The sequence below is a fragment of the Cryobacterium sp. PAMC25264 genome (assembly GCF_019443325.1).
Lineage (GTDB): Bacteria > Actinomycetota > Actinomycetes > Actinomycetales > Microbacteriaceae > Cryobacterium.
In genome coordinates, this window is the sequence record NZ_CP080383.1 from 944,752 (window position 1) to 957,265 (window position 12,514).

Annotated in this window: 8 protein-coding genes and 1 pseudogene; 7 read left to right on the forward strand and 2 right to left on the reverse strand. The window is 62.8% G+C overall.

The window, feature by feature from the left end:
* Window positions 1-30 precede the first annotated feature (30 nt).
* Together istA and KY500_RS04300 are read left to right on the forward strand one after the other, a co-directional pair.
* The gene (istA, locus tag KY500_RS04295) at window positions 31-1,626 is read left to right on the forward strand and encodes an IS21 family transposase (RefSeq protein ID WP_255579784.1); all 1,596 of its coding nucleotides are present in this window, start codon (window positions 31-33) and stop codon (window positions 1,624-1,626) included.
* Window positions 1,626-2,393 carry an ATP-binding protein gene (locus tag KY500_RS04300; RefSeq protein ID WP_219903281.1) on the forward strand — a complete coding sequence of 256 codons (768 nt, stop codon included), beginning with the start codon at window positions 1,626-1,628 and terminating at the stop codon, window positions 2,391-2,393. The genes istA and KY500_RS04300 overlap by 1 nt, the downstream gene beginning before the upstream one ends.
* Before the next feature lie 197 nt (window positions 2,394-2,590).
* On the opposite strand, the gene KY500_RS04305 is transcribed toward KY500_RS04300, so the two are convergent.
* Together KY500_RS04305 and KY500_RS04310 are read right to left on the reverse strand one after the other, a co-directional pair.
* Window positions 2,591-4,066 carry an integrase core domain-containing protein gene (locus tag KY500_RS04305; protein WP_255579442.1) on the reverse strand — a complete coding sequence of 492 codons (1,476 nt, stop codon included), beginning with the start codon at window positions 4,064-4,066 and terminating at the stop codon, window positions 2,591-2,593.
* 192 nt (window positions 4,067-4,258) lie between these two features.
* Window positions 4,259-5,352 (reverse strand): annotated as a pseudogene (locus tag KY500_RS04310) (IS3 family transposase); the annotation flags it as partial.
* Between the two features lie 89 nt (window positions 5,353-5,441).
* Between KY500_RS04310 and KY500_RS04315 the strand changes: the two are divergent.
* From KY500_RS04315 to KY500_RS04335, 5 genes are all read left to right on the forward strand, one after another.
* Window positions 5,442-7,928: a TIM-barrel domain-containing protein gene (locus KY500_RS04315; protein WP_219902474.1), complete on the forward strand. Its 2,487-nt coding sequence runs from the start codon at window positions 5,442-5,444 to the stop codon at window positions 7,926-7,928.
* 265 nt (window positions 7,929-8,193) lie between these two features.
* On the forward strand, window positions 8,194-9,294 hold the full coding sequence (locus tag KY500_RS04320; protein ID WP_219902475.1) for an ROK family protein: 1,101 nt from the start codon (window positions 8,194-8,196) through the stop codon (window positions 9,292-9,294).
* 28 nt (window positions 9,295-9,322) lie between these two features.
* Window positions 9,323-10,282: a carbohydrate ABC transporter permease gene (locus tag KY500_RS04325; RefSeq protein WP_219902476.1), complete on the forward strand. Its 960-nt coding sequence runs from the start codon at window positions 9,323-9,325 to the stop codon at window positions 10,280-10,282.
* Window positions 10,283-10,328: 46 nt separating this feature from the next.
* Entirely contained in the window at window positions 10,329-11,168 is an 840-nt protein-coding gene (locus KY500_RS04330; RefSeq protein ID WP_219902477.1) for a carbohydrate ABC transporter permease, read from the forward strand.
* A 71-nt stretch (window positions 11,169-11,239) separates the two neighbouring features.
* A complete protein-coding gene (locus tag KY500_RS04335) occupies window positions 11,240-12,499 on the forward strand; it encodes a sugar ABC transporter substrate-binding protein (protein WP_219902478.1) in 1,260 nt (419 codons plus the stop codon).
* Window positions 12,500-12,514 lie beyond the last annotated feature (15 nt).

Consider the following 12,514-nt stretch of genomic DNA (forward strand, 5'->3'; position numbering starts at 1 on the left):
TGTCACTGCTTCGAACTAGAAGGAGTGGGTATGGCCAACTACCGGAAGATCATGGAGCTGGTGCTCGATGGCCGCAGCTATAACGACATCGTTCAGACCGTGGGGTGTTCCCGGCGCGACGTGTCGACGGTGAAGAAGACGATCACAGCGAGAGGCATCACGGCCGGGACCGTCGAGTCGATGACCGATACCGACGTTCAGACGTTGTTCCCGGACGGTCGCAAACGGGTGTCTGATGAGTACGAAGCGCCGGATTTTGCTGCGGTGCTGAGGTCGATGAAAGCCAACCGGCACTTCACTTTGCAGCAGGGCTGGCGGAAGTATGTCAGCGCCGGCGGGCGGGCCAAGAAGTATGGGTACGCGCAGTACTGCCACCTCTTCGGCGAACACTTACGGGTGAATGATTTGGTCGCGACCCTGCAGCACGAGCCTGGCCGGGCGATGCTGATCGACTGGGCCGGCGACACGATCGACTTGGCCGACGCGATCACGGGCCAGATCACGCGGGCGTATTTGTTCGTCGCGGTGTTGCCGTTCTCGGGCGCCCTGTTTTGTCATGCCACGACGAATATGAAGTCCGAGGCGTGGCTTGACGCTCACGTTCGTGCGTTCTCGTTCTTTGGCGGCGTGACCCAGATCCTCGTGCCCGACAATCCCACCACCTCCACCCACCGGCGCACCGCCGGCGATGGAGAACGGATCGTCAACGCCCGCTACCAGCAGCTCGCCGACCACTACGGGACGGCCGTTGTTCCCGCCCGGGTGCGCAAGCCCCGAGATAAAGCGGCGGTGGAATCAGCAGTGAATGTTGTGAACAAACGCGTGATCGGCTACCTCGCCGAGGACGTCTTCACCAGCATCAGCGAGCTCAACGCTGAGATCATCCTGCGGGTGCGGGAGATTAACCACGACATCCGCCGAGCCAACGACACGACCAGGTGGGAACTCTTCGAAGCCGAAGAAGCAGCCCACCTCGCGCCGCTGCCAGCAGACCGGTTCGAGGAAGTCGAGTGGAAAGAGCTCAAGGTCGGCCGCAACTACCATCTCAGCTGCGACTCCCAGCAGTACTCCGTCCCGTTTGGCTATGCGGGCCAACTGCTGCGGGTTCGGCTGACGTCGTCGCGGGTGACGGTCTTCGACGGTCAAACGATCCTCTGCGAACATGCTCGCCTGCGAGGCCGGAAGGGCCAATACTCCACCCTGCCCGAGCACGTTCCCGCTCAACACCGCGACGTTGACGGGTTGTGGTCGAGGCGGTGGTTCGTGGACCGGGCGCGGTCCTTCGGCCCGGCGACAGTGAGCGTGATTGAGCAGATCCTCGACCGGCACTCCATCGAGGCGCAGGGATATTTGGACTGCCAGAACATCCTCGACGGGCTCGGGAAAAGAAACCGCGGCCGGTTGGAGGCCACCTGCCAGGAGCTGATCAACCAGCGCGGTCACGCGACCTATACGACACTGAAACGCACGATGGCCGCGATCGACACCGACAGCAAGCGGCCCCGCCCGCTCACCCCGGCAGCTTCGACGCGCAAACGAGTCAGCACCGTCACTTTCCACGACACCATCCCGGACGTTTACGTCCGTGACGCCTCCCACTACGCCCGCGACGAGGAGGCCAAGTGATGTTCACCGGCATCGACTACGACAAGTTCCGGGCCCTGCGCGTGACCCACGTCGCCACCCGGTTCGAAGAACTCATCCAAGACGAAACCAACGACACCCTCACCCCGGAACAACTGTTCCTGACTGCGGTCGACGACGCGCTCGAGCAGCGCCGTCACAGCCGGGTCGAGAAACTGATCCGACAGGCCAGATTCCCGATCCCACACGCGTCAATCGCTGAACTCGACTACCGCGACGGCCGCGGCATCACCGGAGTCCGAATGCGCCGCTACGCCGCCCACGCCTGGCGGACCGACCCTACGAATCTGCTGATCATCTCGCCCACCGGCGGCGGGAAAACCTACCTCGCCTGCGCGATCGGGATCAGCGCCTGCCTGACCGAACACACCGTGACCTACACGCGGATGGACGACCTCGCCCGGCGTCTGATCATCACCCGCAGCGACGGCATCGCCCACCAGAAACTGCTCAACGAGCTCTCCGACGTCGATCTGCTCATCATCGATGACTTCCTCACCGTCGGCATCGACAGCGACGCCGCAAGCGATCTGTTCGCCGTCCTCGCGAACCGAGAACACCGCCTGCCCACCGTAATCGCGTCTCAATCCGGGCCCAGCTACTGGGTCGAAGCACTCCCGGACCGCGTTGCAGCAGACTCCATCGTGAACCGACTCGCGAACCATTCCAGAACGATCAACCTCGGCCGAGTCGACATGCGCAAGCTCCGTGACGATCACGCCCGCGCCGACAAAGACCACTGGGAGTAAACGCACCCGGCCGTGCTGGCGGCGGGCCACAACTCGCCGCCAGTACCACCTAGCCAGAAACCGAGTACCACTTCGACGGATGTGTAATCGCATCACGTTGTTTACACACGTTCTCACCTCCTTGTTTACAACCGCTCTCACGACGTTGTTTACAACCGGTGTCGCCACGTTGTTTACAACCAATCGCACGACGTTGATTACAGCCGGCGGAACTGGTTAGCCGACGAAGTCGGCATGGACGTGTAGTCACGATCTGGCGGAAAATGCTCCTTCTCGTAGGTTTGATGTTTGTGAAGCCAGGCCGGTTTCGGGTCGCGGATTTTCGCTCCCGCGATTTGCCAGAGCGGGAAGGGTTCTTGGGCGGCGTCGGTGCGCATGGGCAGTGGAAAGTAGATGCTCTCGACTCCACTGAGCGCGTCGAACATGGCGAATTCGGTCTCGGTGGTCACGACCTGGTAGGTCCCAACCAGCGTCGTCGGGACCTTGATTCGGAGGCCGTGGAAGTAGAACTGCGGGTTGGCTCGCGTGATGACGACGTGGTCCGAGGAATCGCGCAGCCGGCCGCCATGCGGCACCCGCTGCGCGCCAGGCTCGGCGGGAATCGTGGTCTGCCTCAGATCGACAGCTCCGCCCGACTGATCGGCGAGGGATTTGTCCCGGTACGAGTCCGCTCGCGCCTGAAGCACGTCGTGGCTGATCGGGGTGCCATCGGCGGGGCGGTGTTCCGCGGCGCCCCAGGCCTGCCCGGGTGTCATCGATCCGGGCAGCGCCTGGTGCCGTCGGCGGTAGTTGTAATAGGCGCGGTAATCAATGATCAGGGCGGTGAGCTGCTCCAGGGTATCGGGGGCGTTGGCATCGAGGAACCGCAAGATCGTTTGGTGGCTGCGTTCGTTCTTCCCCTGGGTCTGGGGGTGGCTGCCGCGCCCGGTGATGCCCAGACAGCCCCGGTCGGCGAGGAACCGTTCGGTGGCGGAGATGTTGCCGCGTCGGGCCTGGTTGAACGCGGTCCCGTTGTCGCTGAGCAGCTCTTTCGGTACCCCGTGGTCGGTGAAGGCGGAACGGAGCGTGGTGATGGCGTCGGTGCCGTTCTCCGGAGTGGCGAAGCACATCGTGCCGACGTCGAAGCGGGTGGAGTCATCCAGCAGCTGGTAGACGGTGACCTTGGTGCCCAGCACATTCGGGTCCCGCGCGTCGGCGAGACGGTACTCGAACGCGTCCAGCTGCCACATCTCCATCGCCGCGGCACGGGAGAACCGAAGCCAGGCCGCCCGTGGACGTTTCCGCGGGTTCGCGATCGTGACGCCGGATGAAGCGAGGATGCGGGCGATCGTCGCCACCGACGGGATGGGAGAAACGAATTCGCCGGTATCGATCCCGGTGAACCAGATTGATTTGGGCCCGTTGTCCCAACCTTCCTTCTTCAGCCGGGCGCGGATCCTCAGAACGATCTCGGTAGTCTTCTGGTCAAAGGTCCGTACCGGGTTCAGTGGCGCTGACGAGCGCGGATTCAGCGCCGTGTTGCCCTCGCGGAGGAATCGTCGCCGGATGTTGTAAAACGACGGCCGGCTGATGTTCAGTCGTTGGCAGAACTCGGTAACGCTGGGCCCGTCGGCGGCAAGCGGGTCGTATTCAATGATCTGGCGGCGGACGGAGGGAGAAAGGGATCTAGGCACCCCCAATTATCAAAACCGCGATCAGGGCGTGCTTCCTTGAACGCCGAACCTGTAATCAGGGTCGTGAGACATCCCGTAAACAAGGTGCTGAGACATGGTGACAACAACGTCGTGAGACAGGTCGTAAACACAGAGCTGAGACAGCACATACCACTTCGACGGACTAGAGGTACCTACTCGGGCTACTCGCCACTTGCCAAGGCGGCGTTGCCGGCGCTTGCGGTGGTAGGTCCGCTCGATCCAGACAACGATCGCGAGGCGTAGTTCATCCCTCGTCGCCCATCGCTGCCGATCGAGGACGTTCTTCTGTAGCAGCGCGAAGAATGACTCCATCGCGGCGTTGTCACCGCATGCGCCGACGCGGCCCATCGAGCCGGTGATGCCGTTGTTCTTCAGCACCCGCACGAAGGCGTTCGAGCGGAATTGAGAGCCACGATCGGAGTGCAGGATCGTGCCTGCGATGGTGCGCTGGCCGATCGCATTGCGGGCAGCGGCGACGGCCAGAGAGGCTTTCATTCTGGAGTCGATGGAGTAGCCGACGATCTTGTTCGAGTAGACGTCCTTGATCGCGCAGAGGTAGAGCTTGCCCTCGTCCGTGCGGTGCTCGGTGATGTCGGTCAGCCAAAGCTGGTTCGGGCGTGTCGCGGTGAATTTCCGCTCGACGAGATCGTCGTGCACGGGCGGGCCCGCCTTGCGCGTGAGGCCACGTTTCTTCGCAAACACGCTCCAGAGCCGCTGCTGGGAGCAGATCCGCCAGACCCGGTTCTCGCCCGCGGTGAGGCCGGCTTGGTGGAGTTCGTCGGCGATGAAGCGGTAGCCGAACGCGGGGTCATCGTGGTGGGCGTCCCAGGCAGCGTTGGTGAGGTGGGCGTCGTCCCAATCGCGCTGCGAGACGGGGTTGCGCTTCCATTGGTAGAACGCTTGTTTAGAGAAGCGCAACACCCGGCAGGTCACCGTGACGGGAACACCGTCGACGGCCAGTTCGAGGACCAGCGGGTACATCATTTTGGGTTGACGTCCCGGGACAGGTAGGCCACAGCGCGGCGCATGACCTCGGCTTCCTGCTCGAGCAGTCGAATGCGTTTCTTCGCTTCTCGCAGCTCGGCGGATTCCTTCTCGGTCACGCCCGGCTTGACGCCTTCTTCGACGTCGGCTTTCTTCAGCCAGTTCGCCAGGCAGGATTCGGAGATTCCGAAGTCCTTCGCGATCTGTTTCAGCGGTGCTTCGTTCTTCCGGGCGACCGCAACGACGTCACGGCGGAACTCGGGTGGGTAGGGCTTGGGCATGTTGACATCTTTCCAGCGAAGACGAATCTCCACAGGTTAGGAGTCAACTAAACCGGGGGCAGTCCCTGCTGCTGAACACTGTGTGTCCGGTGAACCTCAGCCAAGCATGGAAGGGGCTCTCCATCACCAAGTCATCGATGGAGAACGCGTACGGGCTCGGCGAGCAGTTCGACACGACGGGCACCGCCGACGGGGACCTTGTCGGACGCGTGCGCACGCCGGGCAACAACTACGGCAACGCGATGAACTTCGACAGCACCAACGGACCTGTCGGCAACACACAGATTCCGGTGATGTTCGCCGTTGGGGACAACAATTCCAACTACGGTATGTTCGTCGACCAGACGTACAAACAGCAATGGGACCTCACCGGCGACCCGTGGACCATGAACACGTGGGGTGACCAGGTGCGCTGGTACGTGATGACCGGCGCCGACCTGCCTGACTTGCGCCAGGACTACATGGAGCTCACCGGTAAACCGCCGTTGCCGCCGAAAAAGGCGCTCGGACTGTGGGTCTCCGAGTTCGGATACGATAACTGGGCCGAAATGGATGGCGTGCTCGCCGGCTTGCGCTCGAACAAGTTTCCCGTCGACGGTTTTATGCTCGACGTCGACTGGTTCGGGGGAGTGACGGGCGACTCCGACACCAGCCGTATGGGAACGCTGGACTGGGACACCAGCGCCTTCCCTGACCCTGTCGAAAAGCTCGCGAACTACGCCAGCGACGAGGGCGTCGGAATAATACCGATCGAGGAGTCGTATATTGCGCGCGGTCTTACTGAGCACTCGGACATGGCAGCCAACGGATATCTCGTGCGAGCAGGATGCTCTACCTGCGATCCCGTCTACCTGACCAGCAACCCGTGGTGGGGCAAGGGGGGAATGATCGACTGGACCCAGCCCGCGGCCGGCGAGTACTGGAACGACACCCAACGGCAGCACCTCATCGACGCCGGGGTTACGGGCCATTGGCTCGACCTTGGAGAGCCGGAGATGTTCGACGAGAATGACTGGACTGTTGGGGTCGTCGCCGGTAAGCACGCTCACGCTGATTACCACAACATCTACGGCCTCGAATGGGCGAAGAGCATCGCCACTGCCTACGACGACAACGAAGAGACGGCACGCCCGTTCCTCCTCGCGCGGGCCGGGGCAGCCGGCATCCAGCGGTATGGCGCAGCGATGTGGTCGGGAGACATCGGCACGAAACTGACGGCACTCGCTGGACAGGGCAATGCGCAGATGTCGATGTCAATGTCGGGAATCGACTACTTCGGCTCTGACATAGGTGGTTTCCGCCGCGAGATGCTCGACTCTGACCTCAACGAGCTCTACACGCAGTGGTTTGCAAACAGTTCGTGGTTTGATACCCCGGTTCGACCCCACACGGAGAACCTCTGCAATTGCTTCGAGACATCGCCCGACAGCATTGGTGACTCCGCCAGTAACCTGCAGAGCATACGCCAGAGGTATGAGCTCGCCCCCTATTACTACTCGCTCGCTCACCGGGCGACGCAGTTCGGGGAGCCGCTCGTTCCGCCGCTCGTGTACTACTACCAGAACGACGACAACGTGCGAGAGAACGGCAACGAGAAGCTGATCGGGCGCGACATCCTTGTATCAATGGTGGCCGGATCGAACCAGCGCCAACGGGATGTCTATCTTCCAGCCGGCGACTGGATCAATTACCACACCAACCAACGCATCACGAGTGTCGGCCAGACGTTGACCAACGTGCCGCTGTACGTCAACGGGAAGTTCACGCTGCCGACCTACGTGAGGGCCGGAGCGATCCTGCCCAAAGCGCTCGTCGACGACAACACGATGAACATCGAGGGCAAGCGCACGACCGGCTCGCCTAACACTGACCTCATCGCGAGGGTGTACGCGAACGCGGCATCGAGCAACTTCACCGTCTATGAAGATGATGGAGCGACAACCGCATACGAGACCGGCGCGGTGCGCACGACGGAAATCACTCAGTCGGTGGCAAACGGAGTCGCGACAGTTACGGTCGGGGCGTCGTCGGGCACATATTCGGGTGCTCCGTCGTCCCGCAAGAACGTAGTTGAACTGATAACGACCAACACGCAGGTCTCAACTGTATCCCTGGACGGATCCGCTCTGACGCAGTACCCAACGAAGGCAACGTTCGATGCCGCCAACAGCGGTTGGTACAACGCAGGCGGTGATCTCGTGGTGGCCAAATCGATAAGTGTGGCGGTGAGCGGGGCGAAGACGTTCGCCTTCACCCTCGGCCAGGCGCCGGTATCGGTGACCTTCACCTGCGATGCCGGAACAACCACATCCGACCAGTCGGTATACGCTCTCGGCAGTGCACCCCAGCTCGGCTCTTGGTCGGCAGCGAGTGCCGTGAAGCTCTCACCGACGAGTTACCCGACGTGGACCGGAACCGTGACCAACTTGCCGCCGAACACGACCATCGAATGGAAGTGCATCAAGCGGCAGGAGGCGAACTTCTCGAACACCGTTGATGCCTGGCAGCCAGGCGCGAATATCTCCAAGTCGCTGCCGGCCTCCGGCTCGGGTGGGGGCTCCAGCGGCAGCTTCTAGCCGATCAAACCAGGCAACGACCTGCGCCTCGCCAAGTGCGCGCAGGTCGTTGCGCTGTGTCCAGCAGTTTCGCTGGAGCGAGTGTTGACGCATGCCGCAACAATTCATATACTTAGTTCACTACTAAATAACAGAGGAAACAATGTCGATTCGCTCTCGAGTACCCACGGACATTAACCGGTCCGCAATCCTGGCCCACATCGGGGTGCAGGGCCCGACGTCGCGTGCCGATCTGTCGCGCGCGCTGGGCGTTTCACCGGCACTGATGACCCAGCTGACCAAGGTGCTCATCGCTGACGGACTCGTTGTCGAATTCGACAGCTCGCCCTCTCACGGCGGGCGCCCCGGCCGCACGCTTGGTCTTGCCGCCGACACTGGCCGAGCCGTCGGGATGAAGATCGTTGCCGACCACGTTGCATTCGTCGAGGTTGGCATCGGTGGACTGGTGCTGCGGTCGGCGAGCGAGCCGTTCGACGCGTCGTCCGCTCTCGCCGTCTCGAATCTGACGGCGCTGCTGCAGCACTTCCTCGAGGGCGGCACCGATACGCCGCTTCTCGGCGTCGGCGTCGGGGTTCCGGGTACCGTCGACGAACAGGGTGCCGGCGTCGTCGACTCCACGCAGCTCGGCTGGAACCAGGTGCCGCTCGGCGACGCCCTCCGCCGTGCACTGCAACTGCCGGTGCTCATCGAGAACAACGTCAACGCGCTCAGCATCGCCGAGCGCCTGTTCGGTCAAGGCCGCAACCACCGCGACTTTCTCGTCGTCACTATCGGAACCGGTGTTGGCGCTGGCATCGTCACCGACGGCCGCGTCTTTCGTGGTCACTCGGGCGGAGCCGGCGAGATCGGGCACGTCCCCGTGGTCGCCGATGGCCCGCTCTGTCAGTGTGGTAACCACGGCTGCCTCGAAGCGCTCATCGGCGAAGCCGGCTTGGTGCGAACCGCCCAGGAACGCGGCATCATCGGTGCCGACGTGGGCATGTCTGCTCTGAGGGCGGCAGCGGATGGCGGAGACGCTCAGGCACAGGCGCTGTTCAGCGAAGCCGGCCACCTGTTGGGCCGCGCGCTCGGCGGCATCGTCAACGTGCTCGACCCCGAGATTGTCATCTTGCTGGGGGAGGGCGTCGCCGCCTGGGATCACTGGTCGTTCGGCTTCGAGCCCGCCTTCCGCACGTCGCTCGTTCCGAGCAAGCGCAGCGTCGGCGTGCACGTCGAGAGCTGGCAAGACGAGAGTTGGGCACAGGGCGCAGCCGCCCTCGTGCTCGCCACCCCATTCGACTCCCAAGGCATCGCCGGCGACCAGGGGCGACTCGTTCGCGAGCGCCTCGTGGAACAGGCGGCACCTCCCACCGGAGCGACCTCGTGAGCCGCGCACGCTGCAGTGAGATCGTCGCATGACGCTCGCCACGACACCCATCGTGCCGACCGAGTCCACTCCGCCACGGCCCGAGTCGCCTCCAGCGCAGGGCGGCCGTCGCAAAAAGACGACCACCGGATATCGCCTGATTGTGCTTGCTTTTCTGCTGCCGAGCGCTATTCCACTGCTGCTCTTCGTGCTCGTGCCGATGGTCGCCGCGGCGTGGGTGAGCCTCAACGAGTGGAACCTCATCGCCCCGATGGAGTTCGTCGGCCTGGACAACTACACGAAGCTACTGACGGATACGGCGACCGGTGAGATCTTCCTTCACACCATCTACTACATTGTCGGCTACCTGCCCATCGTGTTCATCGGGGGCCTCGCCCTGGCCCTCGCGCTGAACACCGCGCTCAAGGGCCGGTCATTCCTCCGCGGCATCTACTTCCTGCCGGTGGTCACCAGCTGGATCGTCGTCGCCCTTGTCTGGCGTTGGCTGCTCAGCCCGAGCACCGGTGCCATCAACACGGCCCTCGCGTTCTTCGGCATCGACGGACCTGGATGGTGGACCGACCCGACCTGGGCTATGCCGTCGATCATTGTCGCCTCGGCGTGGAAAGACCTCGGTTTTGTGATGGTCATCCTCCTCGCCGGGCTCCAAGCCATCCCCACTGACGTCTACGACGCCGCGAAGGTCGACGGTGCGGGCTGGTGGCGCAAACTCTTCTCCGTCACCCTGCCGCTGTTGTCGCCGTCGAGCTTCTTCGTTCTCGTCATCTCTCTCATCAACGGCTTTCAGGTCTTTGACCAGGTGTACGCGATGACCGGCGGCGGACCCAACGGCGCAAGCCAGGTCGTGGTGCAGCAGATTTACGACCTGACGTTCCGGTACGGGCGGGCTGGAGAGGCATCGGCCCTCTCGTGGATGCTCTTCGTGGTGGTGCTCGCCGTCACCCTTGTGCAGATCCGTGGCCAGAAGAAGTGGGTGTATTATGCATGACGCGACGGTAGTACTGCGGCGTTCCACTATTCGGTCGCCCAAGCGTATGGCGCCTCGATCACCGGCCGCGCGTCGCAAGCTTGCCCTGTCCGTGCTGCTGCACGTGATCGTGATCGCCGGGGCCGCCGCGATGTTCTTCCCGTTCCTATGGACGATCATCACGTCGATCACACCGGGAGCGACGCTGACCAACGCGCCCGCGCTGATCCCCGAGAACCCGTCGCTCGGCGCGTACGAACGACTATTCGAGGAGCGTCCCTTCGGACGTGTGGTGATCAACAGCCTCGTGCTGGCGATCATTACGACGGTGGTGCAACTGTTCACCAGCTCGACGGCGGCGTACGCGTTCAGCCGGCTGCCGTTCCGCGGACGCGGCGTCATCTTCGGTGTGTACCTGGCGACGATGATGATCCCGTTGCAGGTGCTCATCGTTCCGCTGTTCGTTGAGCTCAAGACGTTCGGGCTGCTGAACACCTACCTCGGCGCGCTGCTGCCGACGTTCACGTCGGCGTTCGGTATCTTCCTGCTGCGGCAGGCCGTCAACCAAGTGCCCAAGGAGCTGGATGAGGCGGCGACGCTGGATGGTGCCGGGCACTTCCGGATCTTCGCCCAGGTGATCATCCCGAACATCCGGCCGGCGCTCGTGACGCTCGTGGTGTTCTCGTTCATGGGTAGCTGGAACAGCTTCCTCTGGCCGTTGGTCGTGCTGAGATCGCCCGAACTTCAGACTCTTCCCATTGCACTCGCCGGGCTTCAGGGCCAGTACGTAGCCGACTGGGACATCATCATGGCCGGCTCGGTCGTGAGCATCATCCCGATGCTCGCGCTCTACATCTTCGCCCAGAAGTACATAATTCAGGGCGTTGCCAGCTCCGGGATCAAGTAGCCCGAAGCTGTCAGGCACCACCCCCCCCTTGCACCGCGAACACACCATGAAATCAAAGGAGATTGCATCACATGAGCCGCAAGAAGCTATTCACAGCCGTGGGGTTCGCCGGCGTCGCTGCGCTGACCCTCGCCGGATGCTCCGGCGGAGGCGGCAACGAAGGCACCGCTGACGCCCCAGTGACCATTACGTATTCCAACTTCATCTCCAACAACGGAAACGAGAAGAACCTCGCCGCAATCGTCTCGGCGTTCGAAGAAGAGAATCCGACTATCACGGTCGAGGTCAAGACGCTGCCCTATGACGGGTACGACACCGCGCTGCAGACCGACCTCGCGGCTGGCACGCAGTCCGACGTCTTCGATATCGACGGATCGGGCAAGTACGGCATTCTCCAAGACAGCGGCGTGCTCGCCGAGCTCGACGGCTTCGACTCGGCGCTGTACTCGCCGGGGCTACTCGAGACCTATAACACCGACGGCACACAGTTTGCGTTGCCGACCTCGTTCTCTGACGTGGTGATGTACTACAACACGGACCTCTTCGATGCAGCCGGCGTGGAGTACCCCACCGCTGACTGGACCTGGGAGGACGAGACCGCGGCGGCCAAGGCCATTACTGATCAAGCCGCTGGGGTGTGGGGCGACCACCAGCCCGTCACATACAACGAGTTCTACAAGGTGCTCGAACAGAACGGCGCATCCTTCCTCAGCGATGACGGGTCGTCAGTAGCTTTCAACAGCGACGCCGGCATCGAGGCCGCCGAATGGCTCGTCGACAAGAGCGGGACGGTGATGCCGACCATCGAAGACGGACAGGGCACCGCCGACTTCGACACCAATCTATTCACCTCGGGCAAGCTCGGCATGCTGCACACCGGAACATGGATGTTCAACTCCTTCGCCGACACCCCCGCCAACTGGGACATCGTCGTCGAGCCGGGCAACACGCAGAGTGCCTCCGCCGTGTTCTCGAACGCGATCGGTGTCTCGGCTGCGAGCGAGAACCTCGAGGCCGCCCAGCTGTGGGCGCAGTTCATGTCGTCGTCCGATGCAATGGTCGACACCCGACTCGACACCGGTTGGGAGCTGCCGCCGATCTCGGATGACGCGAAGCTCGGCACCTACCTTGACAAGGGCAAGCCCACCAACCGCCAGGCCGTGTTCGACGCCGCCGACAAAATTGCTCCAGCGCCCGCGCTGGGCGACAGCGGTGCCGAGATCCAGGACGTGATGACCGGCGAACTGGTTGAAGCTCAGGCCGGACGCATCACCGTGCAGAAAGCCCTCGACAACGCCGAAGAGAAAATCAACGCGCTGCTCGCTGGATAGTTCGCTTCACCTGTT